Source organism: Kitasatospora sp. MAA19, assembly GCF_029894125.1.
Classification (GTDB): domain Bacteria; phylum Actinomycetota; class Actinomycetes; order Streptomycetales; family Streptomycetaceae; genus Kitasatospora.
Genome location: NZ_JARXYZ010000016.1, coordinates 126,967 through 145,757 on the forward strand (window position 1 = coordinate 126,967; position 18,791 = coordinate 145,757).

Annotated in this window: 15 protein-coding genes and 1 pseudogene; 4 read left to right on the top strand and 12 right to left on the bottom strand. The window is 71.1% G+C overall.

The window, feature by feature from the left end; all coding sequences use genetic code 11:
• Positions 1–65: 65 nt before the first annotated feature.
• The 6 genes and pseudogenes from prcA to arc all read right to left on the bottom strand — a co-directional run bounded on the left by prcA (position 66) and on the right by arc (position 5,759).
• Positions 66–821 (bottom strand): proteasome subunit alpha, encoded by a 756-nt coding sequence (prcA, locus tag P3T27_RS24075; RefSeq protein WP_280681802.1) that lies wholly within the window; start codon positions 819–821, stop codon positions 66–68.
• 31 nt (positions 822–852) lie between these two features.
• A complete protein-coding gene (prcB, locus tag P3T27_RS24080; protein WP_280681885.1) occupies positions 853–1,650 on the bottom strand; it encodes a proteasome subunit beta in 798 nt (265 codons plus the stop codon).
• A pseudogene (locus tag P3T27_RS24085) lies at positions 1,647–1,724 on the bottom strand (recombination endonuclease VII); the annotation flags it as partial. The pseudogene P3T27_RS24085 and the gene prcB, both read right to left, overlap by 4 nt.
• Before the next feature lie 134 nt (positions 1,725–1,858).
• The gene (locus P3T27_RS24090) at positions 1,859–2,077 is read right to left on the bottom strand and encodes a ubiquitin-like protein Pup (RefSeq protein WP_280681804.1); all 219 of its coding nucleotides are present in this window, start codon (positions 2,075–2,077) and stop codon (positions 1,859–1,861) included.
• Positions 2,078–2,251: 174 nt separating this feature from the next.
• Positions 2,252–3,763, bottom strand: a complete 1,512-nt coding sequence (dop, locus tag P3T27_RS24095) for a depupylase/deamidase Dop (RefSeq protein WP_280681807.1) — start codon at positions 3,761–3,763, stop codon at positions 2,252–2,254.
• 229 nt (positions 3,764–3,992) lie between these two features.
• Complete coding sequence (gene arc / locus P3T27_RS24100) at positions 3,993–5,759, bottom strand: proteasome ATPase (protein WP_280681809.1); 1,767 nt, start codon at positions 5,757–5,759, stop codon at positions 3,993–3,995.
• Positions 5,760–6,042: 283 nt separating this feature from the next.
• On the opposite strand from arc, the gene P3T27_RS24105 reads away from it, so the two are divergent.
• Positions 6,043–6,348, top strand: a complete 306-nt coding sequence (locus P3T27_RS24105) for a ferredoxin (RefSeq protein ID WP_280681811.1) — start codon at positions 6,043–6,045, stop codon at positions 6,346–6,348.
• A 12-nt stretch (positions 6,349–6,360) separates the two neighbouring features.
• Here P3T27_RS24105 and P3T27_RS24110 read toward each other — a convergent pair whose 3' ends face one another.
• The 3 genes from P3T27_RS24110 to P3T27_RS24120 form a co-directional block, all read right to left on the bottom strand.
• Positions 6,361–6,948, bottom strand: a complete 588-nt coding sequence (locus tag P3T27_RS24110) for a hypothetical protein (RefSeq protein WP_280681813.1) — start codon at positions 6,946–6,948, stop codon at positions 6,361–6,363.
• Positions 6,949–7,093: 145 nt separating this feature from the next.
• Entirely contained in the window at positions 7,094–8,053 is a 960-nt protein-coding gene (locus P3T27_RS24115) for a tRNA (adenine-N1)-methyltransferase (protein ID WP_280681815.1), read from the bottom strand.
• 48 nt (positions 8,054–8,101) lie between these two features.
• Entirely contained in the window at positions 8,102–9,322 is a 1,221-nt protein-coding gene (locus P3T27_RS24120) for a site-2 protease family protein (RefSeq protein WP_280681817.1), read from the bottom strand.
• 168 nt (positions 9,323–9,490) lie between these two features.
• Here P3T27_RS24120 and P3T27_RS24125 point away from each other — a divergent pair, with 168 nt between their 5' ends.
• Together P3T27_RS24125 and P3T27_RS24130 are read left to right on the top strand one after the other, a co-directional pair.
• On the top strand, positions 9,491–10,414 hold the full coding sequence (locus tag P3T27_RS24125) for a RecB family exonuclease (protein ID WP_280681819.1): 924 nt from the start codon (positions 9,491–9,493) through the stop codon (positions 10,412–10,414).
• Positions 10,414–11,085: a response regulator transcription factor gene (locus P3T27_RS24130; RefSeq protein ID WP_280681821.1), complete on the top strand. Its 672-nt coding sequence runs from the start codon at positions 10,414–10,416 to the stop codon at positions 11,083–11,085. Before P3T27_RS24125 ends, P3T27_RS24130 begins: the two co-directional genes overlap by 1 nt.
• 84 nt (positions 11,086–11,169) lie before the next feature.
• Here P3T27_RS24130 and P3T27_RS24135 read toward each other — a convergent pair whose 3' ends face one another.
• The 3 genes from P3T27_RS24135 to metH all read right to left on the bottom strand — a co-directional run bounded on the left by P3T27_RS24135 (position 11,170) and on the right by metH (position 17,508).
• Entirely contained in the window at positions 11,170–12,786 is a 1,617-nt protein-coding gene (locus tag P3T27_RS24135; RefSeq protein ID WP_280681823.1) for an ABC transporter substrate-binding protein, read from the bottom strand.
• A 353-nt stretch (positions 12,787–13,139) separates the two neighbouring features.
• Positions 13,140–13,844 carry an HAD family phosphatase gene (locus P3T27_RS24140; RefSeq protein WP_280681825.1) on the bottom strand — a complete coding sequence of 235 codons (705 nt, stop codon included), beginning with the start codon at positions 13,842–13,844 and terminating at the stop codon, positions 13,140–13,142.
• A 154-nt stretch (positions 13,845–13,998) separates the two neighbouring features.
• Positions 13,999–17,508, bottom strand: coding sequence for a methionine synthase (gene metH / locus P3T27_RS24145; RefSeq protein WP_280681827.1), 3,510 nt, complete (start codon positions 17,506–17,508; stop codon positions 13,999–14,001).
• A 143-nt stretch (positions 17,509–17,651) separates the two neighbouring features.
• On the opposite strand from metH, the gene P3T27_RS24150 reads away from it, so the two are divergent.
• Positions 17,652–18,743, top strand: coding sequence for a hypothetical protein (locus P3T27_RS24150; protein ID WP_280681828.1), 1,092 nt, complete (start codon positions 17,652–17,654; stop codon positions 18,741–18,743).
• Positions 18,744–18,791: the final 48 nt, after the last annotated feature.

Consider the following 18,791-nt stretch of genomic DNA (forward strand, 5'->3'; position numbering starts at 1 on the left):
CCGCAGGGGCACCGGAGCCCCGTACGGCCTCCGTCCGGCCGCCGTACGGGACTCCGCAGGCACTGCTACTCCGGCGCGGTGTCCGCCGGGTTGTCCTCGTCGTCCGTCTCGGCGGACTGGTCTCCGTCGAGCAGCCGGGCGAGCTGGTTTCCCAGGATGCGCTTGAACTTGCGCTGCTGGAAGCGCTGGCGGTCGAGGACCGCGACCTCCAGTTGCTCCGGGGTGAGGGTGCGCGGGCTGCCGCCGTTGGGGTCGCGGGCGAGCGAGTCCACGGCGGCCCGGACCACCTCGGTGAGGCTCATCCCGGCGCGGTGGCGCTGGCCCAGGTAGTTGCCGATCGAGTCGGCGTTGCCGCCGACCACGACGTAGTTCTTCTCGTCGACGATCGAGCCGTCCGGGGTGAGGCGGTAGATCTGGTCCTCGTCCGTGGTGCGGCCGACCTCGGCCACGATCAGCTCGACCTCGTAGGGCTTCTCGCCGACCGAGGAGAAGATGGTGCCGAGGGTCTGGGCGTAGACGTTGGCCAGGCCCCGGGCGGTGACGTCGGCCCGGTCGTAGGAGTAGCCGCGCAGGTCGGCGTAGCGGACGCCGCCGATGCGCAGGTTCTCGAACTCGTTGTAGCGGCCGACCGCCGCGAAGGCGATCTTGTCGTAGATCTCGGAGACCTTGTGGAGCGCTCTGGAGGTGTTCTCGGCGACGAAGACGATGCCGTCGGCGTAGGTGAGCACGACCACGCTGCGGCCGCGCGCGATGCCCTTGCGGGCGTACTCCGCGCGGTCCGCCATGGCCTGCTGGGGCGAGACGTAGAACGGTGTCGACACCGGCGGTCGTCCCTTTCCTGTGAGGTGACGGCTAGAGCAGCGGGGCCTGCGGGCCGTTGGGGTGGGAGAGACGCCGGTCGGTGATCGCGACCGCGATCTCGGCGACCTCCGCGTCGGTGAGCCGGCGGAAGCCGTCCTCGGTGATCAGCGAGACGATCGGGAAGATCTTGCGGGCGAGGTCCGGGCCGCCGGTGGCGGAGTCGTCGTCGGCCGCGTCGTAGAGCGCCTGGACGACCAGGGTCGAGGCCTGTTCGGCCGTCAGGTCGTCGCGGTAGAGCTTCTTCATCGAGCCGCGGGCGAACACCGAACCCGAACCGGTGGCGGCGAAGCCGCGCTCCTCGGAACGCCCGCCGGTGACGTCGTAGTTGAAGATCCGGCCGCGGCCGAGGTCCAGGTCGTAGCCGGCGAACATCGGGACGACCGCGAGGCCCTGCATCGCCATGCCCAGGTTGCCCCGGATCATGCTGGTGAGCCGGTTGGCCTTGCCCTCCAGGGAGAGCACGGCGCCCTCGATCTTCTCGTAGTGCTCCAGCTCCAGCTGGAACAGCCGGACCATCTCGACCGCGAGGCCGGCGGTGCCGGCGATGCCGACCGCGCTGTACTCGTCGGCCGGGAACACCTTCTCGATGTCGCGCTGGGCGATCACGTTGCCCATCGTCGCCCGGCGGTCACCGGCGATCACCACACCGCCGTCGAACACCGCGGCCACGATGGTGGTCCCGTGCGGGGCCTCGACCACGGCACCCTCGGGGAACCCGCGGTGGCCGGGGATCAGCTCCGGCCTGTGCTCGGCGAGGAAGTCCAGGAACGAGGAGGACCCCGGGGTCAGGAAGGCAGCCGGTAGACGCCCGGTGCCACGAGTGTTGGCTTCCACACGATTCCTTCCAGGTAGCTTGAAGCTCGCGCTGCCCGCACCCTACCCGTCCGACGATCACTGTCCACGTGTGGAGGGGGCCGGTGCCGGGCGACCGGGTGGCCCTCGCCACCCAGCCGCCCTCGACGGTCGCGACCGTGAATTCCCGAATACCGGTGACGGGCTATTGCCCGCCCTTCTGCACGAATCCCCGGACGAAATCCTCGGCATTCGACTCCAAGACCTCGTCGATTTCGTCCAGCACCGCGTCGACGTCGTCGCCCAGCTTTTCCTGGCGCTCCTTGAGGTCGTCGGAATTCTGGGTTTCCGCGGCCTGCTCCTCGACCTCCTCGGAGGACCGGTTTGCCCGCTGCTGGCCGCCGCCGGTGTCCTTGCTCGCCATTTCCCTCACCCCGCTCGATTCGTCTGGCACGGTTTGGTCGTTGCTTGCTGCATCGACCCTATACACAAGGTGCGACTACCGCTCCCCGTTTGCCGGTGGCGCTTCCTGTCCAACACCCGCTGCCACCCCGGATGATTCCCATTCGGCGGACGTTCACCCATGGTGATCGAAAAGTTACCCGCCGGAGAGGACCCGGAGCAGGTCCTCCGCGGTGCGGCAGCGGTCCAGCAGCTCCTTGACGTGGTTGCGGGTGCCGCGCAGCGGCTCCAGCGTGGGCACCCGCTGCAAGGAGTCCCGGCCCGGCAGGTCGAAGATCACCGAGTCCCAGGAGGCCGCCGCGACGTGGTCGGCGTACTGCTCCAGACAGCGCCCGCGGAAGTACGCCCTGGTGTCCTCCGGGGGCTTGGAGACGGCCCGCTCGACCTCCTCCTCGGTCACCAGCCGCTCGAACCGGCCACGGGCCACCAGGCGGTTGTAGAGGCCCTTCTCGGGCCGTACGTCGCTGTACTGGAGGTCGACCAGGTGCAGCCTCGGGTTCTCCCACCCCAGGGCGTCCCGGCTGCGGTAGCCCTCCAGGATCTCCCGCTTGGCGATCCAGTCCAGCTGTTTGGAGAGCGACATCGGATCGCGCTCCAGCCGGCCGAGGACGTCCTCCCAGCGGGCCAGCACGTCCGTCGTCTGCTCGTCCGCGTCGTTGCCGAAGCGGTCCTCGACGTACTTGCGGGCCAGCTCGAAGTACTCCAGCTGGAGTTGGACGGCGGTGAGCTTGCGCCCGTTGCGCAGGGTGATCAGGTGCTTGAGCGTGGGGTCGTGGGAGACCCGGTGCAGGGTGCGCACCGGCTGGTCGACGGCGAGGTCGGCGGCGATGAAGGAGTCCTCGATCATCGACAGGACCAGTGAGGTGGTGCCCAGCTTGAGGTAGGTGGAGATCTCGGAGAGGTTGGCGTCCCCGATGATCACGTGCAGCCGGCGGTACTTCTCCGCGTCGGCGTGCGGCTCGTCCCGGGTGTTGATGATCGGGCGCTTGAGCGTGGTCTCCAGGCCGACCTCGACCTCGAAGTAGTCGGCCCGCTGGCTGATCTGGAAGCCGTGCGCCGAGCCGTCCTGGCCGATGCCGACCCGGCCGGCGCCGGTGACCACCTGGCGGGAGACGAAGAACGGGGTGAGGTGGCGGACGATGTCGGCGAACGGCGTCGCCCGCTTCATCAGGTAGTTCTCGTGGGTGCCGTACGAGGCGCCCTTGTTGTCGGTGTTGTTCTTGTACAGGTGGATGTTCTGCCCGTTGGGCAGCTCCAGCGCGCGCTGCGCCGCGGCCGCCATGATCCGTTCCCCGGCCTTGTCCCAGAGCACGGCGTCGCGCGGGTTGGTGACCTCCGGCGAGCTGTACTCGGGGTGCGCGTGGTCCACGTAGAACCGGGCCCCGTTGGTGAGGATGATGTTGGCCAGGCCGATGTCCTCGTCGGTCAGCTGGCTGGCGTCCGCCACCTCACGCGCCAGGTCGAAGCCCCGGGCGTCACGCAGCGGGTTCTCCTCCTCGAAGTCCCAGCGGGCCCGCCGCGCCCGGTGCATCGCCGCCGCGTACGCGTTGACGATCTGGGACGAGGTGAGCATGGCGTTGGCGTTGGGGTGCCCGGGCACGGAGATCCCGTACTCGGTCTCGATGCCCATCACGCGCCGTACGGTCATGCGGCCCTCCTTGCCCGGTGCGCCGCCCCCCACGGGCGGAGCACGCCGACGTACCGCTGAAACAACACCGACGCCGGCGGTCTGCCCGCGGACGGTGGGTCGAGCCTAGAACCCGGCGCCGACGGGCGGGCCCCGAGACGCGCCGTCCGGCTGCGGGGCCGCGAGGCGCCACAGCCGGACGGGGTGCGTGCTGTTCCGGGGACCGCCGGGCGGCCCGGTCACCGCGTGCTTACAGGTACTGCCCCGTGTTGGCGACAGTGTCGATCGAGCGGCCGGACTCGGCGCCCTGCTTGCCGGTGACCAGCGTGCGGATGAAGACGATCCGCTCGCCCTTCTTGCCGGAGATGCGGGCCCAGTCGTCCGGGTTGGTGGTGTTCGGCAGGTCCTCGTTCTCCTTGAACTCGTCCACGCAGGCGGCGAGCAGGTGGGAGACGCGGAGTCCGCGCTGACCGTGGTCGAGGAAGTCCTTGATGGCCATCTTCTTCGCGCGGTCGACGATGTTCTGGATCATCGCGCCGGAGTTGAAGTCCTTGAAGTACAGGACCTCCTTGTCACCGTTGGCGTAGGTGACCTCCAGGAAGCGGTTCTCCTCGGTCTCGGTGTACATCCGCTCCACGACCGCCTGGATCATCGCCTCCACCGTCGCCTCGACGGAGCTGCCGTGCTCCTTGAGGTCGTCCGGGTGGAAGGGCAACGAGTCCTTGAGGTACTTGGAGAAGATGTCCTTCGCGGCCTCGGCGTCCGGGCGCTCGATCTTGATCTTGACGTCCAGGCGGCCGGGCCGCAGGATCGCCGGGTCGATCATGTCCTCGCGGTTCGAGGCGCCGATGACGATGACGTTCTCCAGGCCCTCCACGCCGTCGATCTCGGCGAGCAGCTGCGGGACGATGGTGTTCTCCACGTCCGAGCTGACGCCGGAACCGCGGGTGCGGAACAGCGACTCCATCTCGTCGAAGAAGACGATGACGGGCGTGCCCTCGCTCGCCTTCTCCCGGGCCCGCTGGAAGACCAGGCGGATCTGCCGCTCGGTCTCGCCCACGTACTTGTTGAGCAGCTCGGGGCCCTTGATGTTGAGGAAGTAGCTCTTCCCCTGGGGGCGTCCGGTGACCTCGGCGACCTTCTTGGCCAGCGAGTTGGCGACCGCCTTGGCGATCAGCGTCTTGCCGCAGCCGGGCGGGCCGTAGAGCAGCACGCCCTTGGGCGGGCGCAGCTCGTACTCCTTGAAGAGGTCGGCGTGCAGGTACGGCAGCTCGACCGCGTCGCGGATCAGCTCGATCTGGTTGCTCAGACCGCCGATCTGCCGGTAGTCGATGTCCGGGACCTCTTCGAGGACCAGCTCCTCGACCTCGGACTTCGGGACCACCTCGTACACGTAGCCGGAGCGGGGCTCCAGCAGCAGGGCGTCCCCCGCCCGGATGGTGAGCTCACGCAGCGGTTCGGCGAGGCGCACCACCCGCTCCTCGTCGGTGTGGCCGACGACCAGGGCGCGCTCGCCGTCCTCCAGGATCTCCTTGAGGGTGACGATCTCGCCGATGCGCTCGAAGGCCATCGCGTCCACGATGTTGAGGGCCTCGTTGAGCATCACCTCCTGGCCGCGCCGCAGTTCGTCGAGGGCGACGTTGGGGCTGACGTTCACGCGGAGCTTGCGCCCCCCGGTGAAGATGTCGGCGGTGCCGTCCTCGTTGGCCTCGAGGAAGGTGCCGAAACCGGCCGGGGGCTGTGCCAGCCGGTCCACTTCCTCCTTGAGGGCCACGATCTGGTCGCGGGCCTCACGCAGGGTGGAGGCGAGCCGTTCGTTCTGGGCGGTCACACCGGCCAGGTTGGTCTGGAGCTCGACGATCCGCTCTTCGAGGATCCTCGAATTGCGCGGCGAGTCGGCGAGCTTGCGGCGCAACACGGCGATTTCCTGCTCAAGGTACGAGACCTGAGCGGTCTCGTCGGAACCACGAGCGGGCCTGCCGGTGCTGCGGTTGTAGTCGTCATCGTGGGCTGCCACGGTCCTCACCTCCTCCGGGGAGCTGGACGCTTCCAGACCCTACCTGGGACCAGGGGTCCGTAAACCCCTAGATCAAGAAAGATGGAACGGGCGTGTCCGATCTTCGCCCCAGCGTGCTTCCCCTCTGCTAAGGGGATACCCACCGCGCACCACCCAAAGCGGACCAGATGTATCGTCGAGCGAAGTGATATCCGATCGCGACCGCGCAGCCAGGTCCGATCGTTGTACGAATGGCGGGATTGCCCCAGGAATAGGGCGACCCGGGACAGAAACGGCAGGGACCATGTCGGTAACCGAGCAGACGGCCACGACGGCCGAGCAGCTGGAGGTGTGGATCGACCAGGATCTGTGCACCGGCGACGGCATCTGCGCGCAGTACGCGCCCGAGGTCTTCGAGCTGGACATCGACGGCCTCGCCTACGTGAAGGGGCCGGACGACGAGCTGCGCCAGCAGCCCGGGGAGACCGCCCCGGTGCCGCTGACGATCCTTCAGGACGTGGTGGACTCGGCGAAGGAGTGCCCCGGCGACTGCATCCACGTGCGCCGGGTCTCCGACCGGGTCGAGGTGTACGGGCCGGACGCGGACTGACGCGTCCTCCCGTCAGGTCTGGCTGACCGGGGCGGCGGTCTGGGATCGTTCCCAGCCGCCGCCCTTGCGCGTCCAGGTGAGATCGAGTGAGATGTCGGGACGGAACCGCGGCACGTCCTCGCTCGAATACCCCTGCGCGTGGCCGGTGATGGCGCCGTCGGAGCGCAGCGCGAGCCGTCCGACGGTGAGGTTCTCCCGCTCGGAGAGCAGCGTGGTCAGCACCACCGGGTGGGCGCCGGGCCCGAATCCGAGCAGGTAGACGGCGTCCGGTGGGGTGCCGGTCTCGGCCGCGCAGTGCGCGGCGACCACCGTGCCGGGCCGTCCGTCGCCCAGGTCGGCGGGCATGCCGATGACCGTCTCGATCGGGAACGGGCCACATTCCAAAGGAAGTTGGGCCTTGGCCGGGTCGGGGGCGGCGCTCGCGGCGAGGGCCTTGGGAGTACTGCGGACGGGCACCGGGGTGCCGGTGGCCGGCGCGGCCGCGAGGGCGGCGGCCACCACCGCGCCGCAGCCGGCCAGGGCGAGGGCCCAGTGCCAGGGGGCGGTGCGCGCGGGTTCGGGCCCCGTGCGGCCCCGCGGTGTCTGCTGTCCAGCCGTCATCCCGACCGCGGTCTCCACCAGGCGTCCCCTCCAGTGCTCCCAGGAGCTGGTCTGCGTGCGCGAGCATCGTCCCACACGTCGGCGACCGGAATGCCGAGGGGTGGCACGAGCAGGCTCGTACCACCCCTGGGCGAAGCGATCCGGGTCAGCCGAGGTCGGGCTGCTCGGTCTCGGTGGCGCGGGCGGCGGCACGGGCCGCGGCGCGCTCCTGCAGGCTCGGCTCGGAGCCCCCGTTGTCGTAGTCCTCGCCGTACGCGCCCTTGGCCGGGCGGCGGCGGCGCAGCGGCGGCTCGACGCCGTCGGCGAGGCGGCGGGCGGTGAGCAGGAAACCGGTGTGGCCGATCATCCGGTGGTCCGGGCGGACGGCCAGGCCCTCCAGGTGCCAGGTGCGGACCATGGTCTCCCAGGCCTGCGGCTCGGTGAAGGTGCCGTGCTCGCGCAGCGCCTCGACGGTCTTGGACATCTGCGTGGTGGTGGCCACGTAGCAGCAGATGAGGCCGCCGGGGACGAGCGCCTTGGAGGCGACGTCCAGGCACTCCCAGGGGGCGAGCATGTCGAGGATGACGCGGTCGACGTCGGTCTCGACCAGGTTGTCCTGCAGGTCGCCGACGGTGAGCTTCCACGCCGGGTGCGGCCCGCCGAAGTAGCGCTCGACGTTGCTCTGGGCGATGTCGGCGAAGTCCTGCCGGCGCTCGTAGGAGGCCAGCATGCCGGTGTCGCCGACGGCGCGCAGCAGGTAGGTGGAGAGCGCGCCCGAGCCCACGCCGGCCTCGACCACGCGGGCGCCGGCGAAGATGTCGGCCATCGCCAGGATCTGCCCCGCGTCCTTGGGGTAGATCACGGCGGCGCCGCGCGGCATGGACAGGACGTAGTCGGGGAGCAGGGGGCGCAGCGCAAGATACGGGACGTTCCCCGTGGTGCGCACGACCGTGCCCTCGGGGGCGCCGATCAGCTCGTCGTGCGGGAACGCACCCTTGTGGGTGTGGAACTGGTTCCCGGCCTGGAGCGTGAACGTGTAGTGGCGGCCCTTGGGGTCGGTCAGCTGGACCTGGTCCCCGACCTGGAAGGGCCCGCGTCGGCGGGTGGCACCGGTCGGTTCGGACATGCGGACAATCCTAAGGGAAGCGGACCGGCCCGCCTGACCAGGCCCCGGTCAGCGGCCGCTGACGGCGGCGGTGAGGCGCTGCTCGATGTCGGTGAGCGCGACGACGCCGAACACCCGGCCGTCCGTCTCGACGACCAGGTACTCCCCGGCCGGGGTGGCCTGGACGGCGCGCAGCAGGTCCTCGCCGCCGAGGTCGGCGTCCAGCCGCAGGCCGGGTTCGAGGTCGCGGGCGAGCGGGCCGACCGCGACCCACGGGCGGCGGTGCTCCGGCACCCCGCGGACGGCGGACTCGCGGACGATGGCGATCGGATCGCCCCGGCCGTCCACCACCACGACCGCGCCGGCCTGGGCCTCGCGGGCGCGGCGCAGCGCCTCGCCGAGCGGGGTGTCGGCGGTGACCTCGACGGTCCGGCGGGCGAGGTCGCGCAGCCGCAGGCCGGGCAGCACCTCCTTGAGCCGGGCGTTGCGCAGGCTTCCGGTGGCGCCGTTCCAGATGATCGCGGCGAGGACGGCGGCCAGCACCGCGTCCACCAGGGTGTCGGTGGTGGTGCGCTCGATCCCGCGGGCGGAGCTGACCAGCGGCAGGCCGATCAGGACGACGACGGCCAGCGCCCGGCCGACCCAGGCGGCGGCGACCGTGCCGGTCATCGCCTTGCCGCTGATCGCCCAGACGACCGCCCGCAGCATCCGGCCGCCGTCCAGCGGCAGGCCGGGCAGCAGGTTGAACGCGGCGACCACCAGGTTGGAGACCATCAGCCCGGTGAGCAGCACCCCGGGCACGGTGGAGAGCTCCACGGCCTGCAGCCCGAGGTAGAACAGGCCGCCGAGCACCAGCGAGAGCAGCGGGCCGACGAAGGCCAGCCAGAACTCGCGCCACGGGGTCCCGGCCTCGTTCTCGATCTCGGAGACGCCGCCGAAGAACTGCAGCTGGATCCGCCGCACACCGAGTCCGTAGCGCAGCGCGACCAGGGTGTGAGCGAGCTCGTGCACCAGGACGGAGGCGTAGAAGGCGACCGCGAAGAAGAACGCGAGCAGGTACCGGGCGGCGCCGAGCTCCGGCAGGACGTCGCCGAGCTGGCCGCCGAACACCCAGGTGATCAGCGCGGCGATGACGAACCAGGACGGGGTGACGTAGATGGGCACGCCGAAGGGGCGGCCCATCAGGAGGCCGCCGCCGCGCTCGGGCGGCTGGGGCGGGCGCCCCGGGGGGCGGCTGCCGTCGTCTTGCGGTGGCTGGTCGGAGGTCTGCTGCCCCCTGCTGTCGCTCACCGTGATCCCTTCGGTCGTCTGCCCCGTCGTGCCCCGGTGCGCCCACGCTACGTGATCGCGGCGCTCCGGCGGCGCGCGCCCCTCTGTCAGGCTTCATACCCACTGTGCCGACCGGTGTGGCAGCACCGTGGCAGCGGGATGACAGCGAAGGGCAATAGGGTCGGAGGCATGCAGCAGACCGACACCACCAGTGCCGCCGGGGCCCCGGCGCGCCCGGCGGCGCCCCCGACCGGCCTGTCCCCGTCCCGTGCGGGGGACTTCCTGACCTGTCCCCTGCTGTACCGGCTGCGGGTGATCGACCGGCTGCCCGAGCCGCCGAGCGCGGCGGCGACCAGGGGCACGCTGGTGCACGCGGTGCTGGAGCGGCTGTTCGACAGCCCGGCGGCCGAGCGGACGCCGGAGCAGGCGCTGGGCCTGCTGCGCCCGCAGTGGGAGCGGCTGCTGGGCGAGCGTCCGGAGCTGGGCTCGCTCTTCCCGGACGACCCGGACGGCGCGGCGCTCACCCGCTGGCTGGCGGACGCCGAGAAGCTGGTCGGCCAGTGGTTCCGGCTGGAGGACCCGACCCGGCTGCACCCGGTGGAGCGGGAGCTGTACGTGGAGACGGCCCTGGAGTCGGGGCTGCTGCTGCGCGGCTACATCGACCGGGTGGACGTCGCCCCGACCGGTGAGGTCCGCCTGGTGGACTACAAGACCGGCCGGGCGCCCTCGCGGGACTTCGAGGGCAAGGCGATGTTCCAGATGAAGTTCTACGCGCTCGTGGTGTGGCGCTGGAAGGGCGTCATCCCCAAGCGGCTCCAGCTGGTCTACCTCGGCGGGGGCGGCGACGTGGTCAGCTACGACCCGGACGAGGCCGACCTGCTCGCGGTGGAGCGCAAGTTGCGGGCACTCTGGGAGCGGATCACCCACGCGGTGGCCACCGGGGACTTCCCGGCGACCCGCAACCGCCTCTGCGACTGGTGCGACCACCAGGCCAGCTGCCCGGAGTTCGGCGGCACTCCCCCGCCGTACCCGCTGCCCGTGCAGGTCGGCACATCGAGCCGTACGTCTGACGAAGACGATCCCACGGGGGATCTGATGAGCAAGGAGTCCTAGTGACGATCCGAGTGCTGCTGGTCGACGACCAGCCGCTGCTGCGCACCGGTTTCCGGATGATCCTGGAGGCCGAGTCCGACCTGGTGGTGGTCGGTGAGGCCGGCGACGGTCAGCAGGCGCTGGACCAGGTGCGGGCGCTGCAGCCCGACGTGGTGCTGATGGACATCCGGATGCCCAGGATGGACGGCGTCGAGGCGACCCGCAGGATCGCCGGCCCGGGGCGGGACGGCCCGGCCAAGGTGCTGGTGCTGACCACCTTCGACCTGGACGAGTACGTGGTGGAGGCGCTGCGCGCGGGCGCCAGCGGCTTCCTGCTGAAGGACGTCCCGGCCGAGGAGCTGGTGCAGGCGATCCGGGTGGTGGCGGACGGCGCGGCGATGCTGGCGCCGAGCATCACCCGCCGGCTGCTGGACATGTACGCCACCAAGCTGCCCTCGGGCGAGGAGGCGCCGCCGCAGGCGCTGGGCGCGCTGACCGAGCGCGAGCTGGAGGTGCTGAAGCTGGTGGCGCGCGGGCTGTCGAACGCGGAGATCGCGGCCGAGCTGTTCGTCAGCGAGACCACCGTGAAGACGCACGTCGGCCACGTGCTGACCAAGCTCCAGCTGCGCGACCGGGTGCAGGCGGCGGTGTACGCGTACGAGAGCGGGCTGGTGCGCCCGGGCGCCCTGTAGGGCTTGTCCCGGACGTGCCGGCGGCCCGCCCGCTTTCCCCGTGCACCCTGGGGGAGAGCGGGCGGGCCGCCGTGTCGAGGGACCCTACTTGCTGCTGCGGCTGATCTCCCAGAAGCGGAACACGCCGGTGGTGTCGACGGTGGACTCGACGCCGGTGATCGACGAACGGGCCGCGAAGAAGGCCTTGTTCTGGTACAGCGGGATGAGCGGCGCGTTCTCGGCGACGATCTGCTGGATCTGGGCGTAGCCGCCCGCCGCGGCGCTGCGGTCGGCCTGCTTCTGGCCGTCCGGCACCAGCTTCTGGCTGATCCGCGGGTCGTCCCAGCCGTGGTGGTAGGCGCCGCCGTCGACGAGCATCGGGGCGGTGTAGTTGTCGGGGTCCGGGAAGTCGGCGAACCAGCCGATGACGTACGCCTGGTAGCGGCCCTCGGCCCAGCCCGCCCGGTACTTGTCCCAGTCCGGCTCCTGCTGGACCGTCACCTGGAACAGGCCGCCGGCCTCCAACTGCTTCTTCAGCATGTCGGGCTCGGCACTGCCGGCGCGCGAGCGCGACCAGGAGAGGGTGAGCTTGACCGGGGTCTGCACCTTGGCGTCGGTGAGGATCTTCTTGGCCTTGCCGGCGTCCTGGTCGCCGTAGCGGTCGAAGAAGGCGGTGGTGTGGCCGGTGACGCCGGCCGGGACCATCGAGTACAGCGGCTGGACGGTGCGGGCGAAGACGTCGCGGGCGAGCGCCTTGCGGTCGATCAGCTGGGCGGCGGCCTGGCGGACGGCGAGGTTGCCGCCGACCGGGTCCTTGGTGTTGAAGACCAGCGAGCGGGTGTCGTTGCTGTCGCCCTCGACGACCTGCAGGTCGGTCTTGCCGCCCTGCTGGTCGGAGTGGATCTGGGCGGCGGTGTTCGGCTCCAGGCTGTTGTCGGTGAGGTCGACGTCGCCCTTGTCCAGCGCGGTCTTCAGGTCGGCGGGCTTGTCGAAGTACCGCACGGTGAACTTGCTGTTCCGCAGCTTGGCTTCGCCGCTGTACTTGTCGTTGGGCACCAGCACGACCTTGCCCAGCTGCTTGGCGGTGCCGTTGCCGCCGCCCAGGCTCTCGACCGAGTCGAAGCGGTACGGGCCGGAGCCGACCTGCTTGTCGTTGGGGGCCACCTTGTCGGCCGGGTAGACCTGGTGGTCGACGATGGCGCCGGCCGGACCGGCCAGCTTGGCCGGCAGGGTCGCGTCGGGCGCGGTCAGCTGGAAGATCACCTCGGTGTCGCCCTTGGCCTCGACGCTCTTGATCGAGGAGAGCAGGGCCGCCGGGCCGTTCTCGTCGTTGATCTTCTTGGTGCGCTCGATCGAGAACACCACGTCGGCGGCGGTCATCGGGTGACCGTTGGAGAACTTCAGGCCGGACCGCAGGGTGCAGTGGAACTGGGTGGCGTCGCCGCCGGGGAACTCACAGGACTGCGCGGCGTCCGGGGAGGGCGCGCTGGAGGCGGCCGGGAAGGCGAGCAGCGACTGGAAGGTGTTGCGCAGCAGCAGCCAGGAGCCGGAGTCGTAGGCGGCGGCCGGGTCCAGCACGCCGGTCAGCTGCGTGGTGCCCATGGTGATCGCCTTGCCGCCCTCCCCCTTGACGGCGTCGGTGACGGATCCGCAGCCGGCCGCCGTCACGGCGACAAGACCGGCGCAGCCGAGTACTGCCAGGCGTTCAGCTGAAGTCTTCACGGGGCGCGTCCTTCTGGGTACTGTCCGACCGGGGTCGGTGGCCCGCATCGAGTGCGCTCCGGGGTGCCGAAGGCGTGCGCGGGCCGGCGCCCGTACGACCGCGGGCGGGACGGGGTTGCCCGTCGTCGGCGGTGGCAGGGCGCGAGGGAGGGGAACGAACTGGAGTAGCGTGCCATATCGAACACGCACGACCGGTACCCGTGCAGATGACGTTTGGGACACGGCCGTTGGGGGCATCGCGACGCACCCGACGAGTTGTCAGGAAATGCCCGTTTTCTCCCCGGGCGGTCCTCCGCCACGACCGGATCGGGCCACTTACCGGCGAGTACGCCACCCTCGCAATGAGATGACAATCACACTCGCGAGGTGACCAGCGAGCGCAGCAGTTCAAGATCGACCTGCTCCAGCGAGGAGAGCACCAGCCGCCCCTGGGCCGGCTCGATCGGCGCCACCGAGGGCACCGCGATCACCGGGCAGCCGGCCGCCTCGGCCGCCCGCACCCCGGTCGGCGCGTCCTCGATCACCACGCAGCGGGCCGGCTCCGCACCCAGCCGGCGGGCCGCCTCCAGGTACGGGTCCGGGTGCGGCTTGGTGCGCGGCACCTCGTCCCCGGCGACCGTGAAGGCGAAGTGGTGGGCACCCAGTGAACGCAGCACGATGTCGATCACGTGCCGGTGCGAGGCGGACACCAGGGCGGCCGGGATCCCGTGCGCGGCAAGGGTGTTGAGGAGGCGTTCGGCGCCCGGCATGAGCGGCACGCCGCCCGCCAGCAGGTCGACGAAGCGCTGGTTGATCAGCGCCGTCAGGTCCGCCGGGGCGAGGTCCACCCCGGTGGTGCCGACCAGGTAGTCGATCACCCGCGTCATCGGGCCGCCGACCACCTGGGCCCGGTCCTCGTCGGTCAGCGCGTGGCCCAGCTCGGCGAACAGGGTCACCTCGGCCTGCCACCAGAAGTCCTCGGTGTCCACCAGTGTCCCGTCCATGTCCAGCAGCACCGCCTGCAGGCCGCGGCCGTCCCCGTGGTCGAGGACCCGGGTGGCGGTGGAGGTGGTGGTCATGGCGGGAGTCCTTCCGTCGGTACCCCCGGGGCGCGCCCGAGCGCACCCTGGGGATGGCACAGGCCGGCCCGCTGGTGAGCGGACCGGCCCGTTCAGGATCATCAAGGATACGCCCGTACCCCCCGGAAGGAGCGAACGCAGCAGGGCACCGGAGTTACCGGGCGTTGAAGTACTTCGCCTCCGGGTGGTGGATCACGATCGCGTCGGTGGACTGCTCCGGGTGCAGCTGGAACTCCTCGGAGAGCACCACGCCGATCCGCTCGGGCCTCAGCAGCTCGGCGATCTTGGCGCGGTCCTCCAGCTCCGGGCAGGCCCCGTAGCCGAGCGAGAACCGGGCGCCCCGGTACTTGAGCGCGAACATGTCCTTGACGTCCTGCGGGTCCTCGCCGGAGAAGCCCAGCTCGTAGCGGACCCGGGCGTGCCAGAACTCGGCCAGCGCCTCGGCCAGTTGCACCGACAGGCCGTGCAGCTCCAGGTAGTCGCGGTAGGAGTTCCCGGCGAACAGCTCGTTCGCCGCCTCCGAGATCCGGTTGCCCATGGTGACCACCTGAAGGCCCACCACGTCCCGGATGCCGGACTCCTCCGGGCGGAAGAAGTCGGCCAGGCAGAGCCGGCGACCGCGCCGCTGGCGGGGGAAGGTGAAGCGGGTCCGCTCGGTGCCGTCCTCGTGGAAGACGATCAGGTCGTCGCCCTTGGAGTTGGCCGGGTAGTAGCCGTAGACCACGGCCGCCTCCAGCCAGCCCTCGGTCTGCAGCCGGTCCAGCCAGGCCCGCAGCCGTGGCCGGCCCTCGGTCTCCACCAGCTCCTCGTAGGACGGCCCGTCGCCGCTGCGGGCCGCCTTCAGGCCCCACTGACCCTTGAACAGCGCGTCCTCGTCCAGCCAGGAGGCGTAGTCGGCGAACGGGATGCCCTTGACGATCCGATCGCCCCAGAACGGCGGAGCGGGCACGGTGTTGTCGACGGCGACGTCGGAGCGGATCTGGCCGAGGTTGACCTCCGGCTCCTCCTCCGCCACCTCGATCCGGGCGTGCCGGCGCTGCTTGAGCTCCGGCAGGGTCGCGCCCGGCACCCCGCGCTTGACGGCGATCAGCGCGTCCATCAGCCGCAGGCCCTCGAAGGCGTCCCGGGCGTAGCGGACCTCGCCCTCGTAGATCTCGTGCAGGTCCTGCTCGACGTAGGCGCGGGTGAGCGCGGCGCCGCCCAGGATCACCGGGTAACTCGCGGCCAGCTTGCGCTGGTTGAGCTCCTCCAGGTTCTCCTTCATGATCACGGTGGACTTCACCAGCAGGCCGGACATCCCGATCACGTCCGCCTTGTGCTCCTGCGCGGCGTCCAGGATCGCCGAGACCGGCTGCTTGATGCCCAGGTTGACCACGTTGTAGCCGTTGTTGGACAGGATGATGTCCACCAGGTTCTTGCCGATGTCGTGGACGTCGCCCTTGACGGTGGCCAGCACGATGGTGCCCTTGCCCTCGCTGTCGGACTTCTCCATGTACGGCTCCAGGTGGGCCACCGCGGTCTTCATCACCTCGGCGGACTGGAGCACGAACGGCAGCTGCATCTGGCCGGAGCCGAACAGTTCGCCGACCACCTTCATGCCGGACAGCAGGGTGTCGTTGATGATCTCCAGCGCGGGCCGCCCGGCCAGCGCCTCGTCCAGATCGGCCTCCAGGCCGTTGCGCTCGCCGTCGATGATCCGGCGCTGCAGCCGCTCGTCCAGCGGCAGCGCGGCCAGCTCCTCCGCCTTGGAGGCCTTGACCGAGGCCGAGGAGACGCCCTCGAACAGCTCCAGCAGGTGCTGCAGCGGGTCGTAGCCGTCCCGGCGGCGGTCGTAGACCAGGTCGAGGGCGGCCTCGCGCTGGTCCTCGGGGATCCGGGAGATCGGCAGGATCTTGGAGGCGTGCACGATCGCCGAGTCCAGGCCCGCCTCCACGCACTCGTGCAGGAAGACCGAGTTCAGCACCACGCGGGCGGCCGGGTTGAGGCCGAAGGAGATGTTGGACAGGCCCAGCGTGGTCTGCACGGCCGGGTGGCGGCGCTTGAGCTCGCGGATCGCCTCGATGGTCTCGATGCCGTCCCGGCGGGACTCCTCCTGGCCGGTGGCCAGGGTGAAGGTGAGGCAGTCGACCAGGATCGAACCCTCGTCGACGCCGTAGTCGGCGGTCAGCTCGGCGATCAGCCGCTCGGCGATCTCGACCTTCTTCCCGGCGGTGCGGGCCTGGCCCTCCTCGTCGATGGTCAGCGCGATCAGGCCGGCGCCGTGCTCGCGGGCCAGCGAGGCGATCCGGCCGAAGCGCGAGTCCGGGGCGTTGCCGTCCTCGTAGTTGACCGAGTTGAGCACCGCGCGGCCGCCGAGCGCCTCCAGACCGGCTCGCAGCACCTGCGGCTCGGTGGAGTCCAGCACGATCGGCAGGGTGGAGGCGGTGGCCAGCCGGCCGGCGATCTCCTTCATGTCGGCGACGCCGTCGCGGCCGACGTAGTCCACGCAGAGGTCCAGCAGGTGGGAGCCGTCCCGGATCTGCTCGCGGGCGATCTCCACGCAGGCCTGCCAGTCGCCGGCCAGCATCGACTCGCGGAACTTCTTCGAGCCGTTGGCGTTGGTGCGCTCGCCGATCGCCAGGTACGAGGTGTCCTGGCGGAACGGCACCGCCTGGTACAACGAGGCCGCCGAGGGCTCCGGCTGCGGGGTGCGCGGGGTGACCGGGCGGCCCTGCACCCGCTCGACCACCTGGCGCAGGTGCTCGGGGGTGGTGCCGCAGCAGCCGCCGACCAGCGAGAGGCCGTACTCGCGGGTGAACACGTCGTGCGCGTCGGCCAGTTCGGCCGGGGAGAGCGGGTAGTGGGCGCCGTCCTTGCCGAGCACCGGCAGGCCCGCGTTCGGCATGCAGGACAGGCCGATCCGCGCGTTCTTGGCCAGGTAGCGCAGGTGCTCGCTCATCTCGGCCGGGCCGGTGGCGCAGTTGAGGCCGATGTAGTCGACACCGAGCGGCTCCAGGGCCGTCAGCGCGGCGCCGATCTCGGAGCCGAGCAGCATGGTGCCGGTGGTCTCCACCGTCACCTGCACCAGCACCGGCAGGTCCAGCCCGGCCTCGGCGAGGGCGCGCTTGGAGCCGAGGATGGCGGCCTTGGTCTGCAGCAGGTCCTGGCTGGTCTCGACCAGCAGCGCGTCGGCGCCGCCGGCGATCAGGCCGGCCGCGTTCTGCTGGAAGCCGTCGCGCAGCGTCTCGTACGGGGCGTGGCCGAGGGTGGGCAGCTTGGTGCCGGGGCCGATCGAGCCGAGCACCCAGCGGGTGCGGCCGTCGGCGGCGTGCGCGTCGGCGACCTCGCGGGCGATCCGGGCGCCGGCCTCGGACAGCTCGAAGATCCGCTCCGGGATGTCGTACTCGCCGAGCGCGGAGAAGTTGGACCCGAAGGTGTTGGTCTCGACGCAGTCCACGCCCACCGAGAAGTAGGCCTCGTGGACGGAGCGGACGATGTCGGGCCGGGTGACGTTGAGGACCTCGTTGCAGCCCTCCAGGTTCTGGAAGTCCTCCAGCGTCGGATCCTGTGCCTGGAGCATGGTGCCCATCGCACCGTCGGCGACCACCACCCGGGTGGCGAGCGCTTCACGCAGCGCGTTCGCGCGGCTCTGCTGAGTGATGGACGGATCGGCTGCAGTGGCCATGGGGCTTCTCCCTGGTGCGACGGCTGTCGGCTTTGCGGGCCCGCTTACTCGGGCCCGCACGTGGCCAGCGTATCCGGCCCGCGCCCCGGCCTGCGGCGGCATTCCGTATCCTGAGCGTTCGAGCGCAAGGGGGGAGCAACCGCGTGGCCCGATTCCGGACCTTCGCACGGCGCACGGCGGGGGCCCTGGCGGCCCCGTTCCGAGCGGCGCGCAGACGCTGGCGGAGCTGGTCCTGGTGGCGCCGGGCGCTGCTGGCGCTGGGCCTCGCGGTGGCCGTGCCGGCCGCCGCACTCGGCTCGGCCTTCGTCGCGATCCGCTTGCAGTACACCGGCGACCCGTCCGCCGAGGCCCGCACCCGCGGCCGGGACGCGCTCTGGCTCGGCCACGCCTGGGTGGACGGCCGCAGGACCGAGGCCGACGTCACCGCCCTGGTGCGGCAGCTGGCCGGCACCGGCATCCGCGACCTGTACGTGCACACCGGCCCGCTGGAACACGACGGCTCACTGCCGCCGACCGTCCACCCCAGGGCCCGCTGGTTCACCGACACGGTGCACCGGGCGCTGCCGGACGTCCGGCTGCAGGGCTGGCTGGGCGACGAGGTCAAGCCGGAGAAGGACGCCCTGGACCTGGAGGACGCCCCCACCCGGGAGCGGGTCACCGCCTCCGCCCGGCAGGTGCTGGACCTCGGTTTCGACGGCGTGCACTTCGACATGGAACCGATCCGCCCCGGCAGCGCCGGCTGGCTGGCCCTGCTCGACCAGGTCCGCCCGGTGACGGCCGCGCGCGACGCGAAGCTCTCGGTGGCGGCCCCGCAGATCGATCCGGTGCCCGGCCTGCACACCGCCGGCATCCTGCTCACCGACCACGGCAAGTGGTGGGACCAGGCCTACTTCACCGAGACCGCCCGGCGGGTCGACCAGGTCGCCGTGATGACGTACGACACCAGCATGCCGACCGAGCCGCTGTACGGCGGCTACGTCGCCCTGCAGACCGAGCTGGCGCTGGAGGCCACCCCGGCGGGCGTGGACCTGCTGATCGGGCTGCCGTTCTTCTGGGACGACAAGTGGGGCCACCGGGGTGACGCCGAGACCGTGTCCGCCGCCGTCCGGGGCGTCCGGTTGGGCCTGGGCCGTCAGGACCCCGGGCGGCGGAACTTCGGCGTCGCGCTGTACGTGGACTTCGCCGCCACCCCGGAGCACTGGGCGGCGTACCGGCGCGGGTGGGTGGAGGTCTAGTCCACGGGGCCCCCGGGGCGAGGGAGCGCCCTCGCGCTGTGTGGCCGC

Excerpts from the sequence above, each read along its gene's own strand:
- P3T27_RS24090 (WP_280681804.1), bottom strand. The coding sequence starts at position 2,077 with ATGGCGAGCAAGGACACCGGCGGCGGCCAGCAGCGGGCAAACCGGTCC.
- dop (WP_280681807.1), bottom strand. The coding sequence starts at position 3,763 with ATGACCGTACGGCGCGTGATGGGCATCGAGACCGAGTACGGGATCTCC.
- P3T27_RS24105 (WP_280681811.1), top strand. The coding sequence starts at position 6,043 with ATGTCGGTAACCGAGCAGACGGCCACGACGGCCGAGCAGCTGGAGGTG.
- P3T27_RS24110 (WP_280681813.1), bottom strand. The coding sequence starts at position 6,948 with ATGACGGCTGGACAGCAGACACCGCGGGGCCGCACGGGGCCCGAACCC.
- P3T27_RS24115 (WP_280681815.1), bottom strand. The coding sequence starts at position 8,053 with ATGTCCGAACCGACCGGTGCCACCCGCCGACGCGGGCCCTTCCAGGTC.
- P3T27_RS24125 (WP_280681819.1), top strand. The coding sequence starts at position 9,491 with ATGCAGCAGACCGACACCACCAGTGCCGCCGGGGCCCCGGCGCGCCCG.
- P3T27_RS24140 (WP_280681825.1), bottom strand. The coding sequence starts at position 13,844 with ATGACCACCACCTCCACCGCCACCCGGGTCCTCGACCACGGGGACGGC.
- metH (WP_280681827.1), bottom strand. The coding sequence starts at position 17,508 with ATGGCCACTGCAGCCGATCCGTCCATCACTCAGCAGAGCCGCGCGAAC.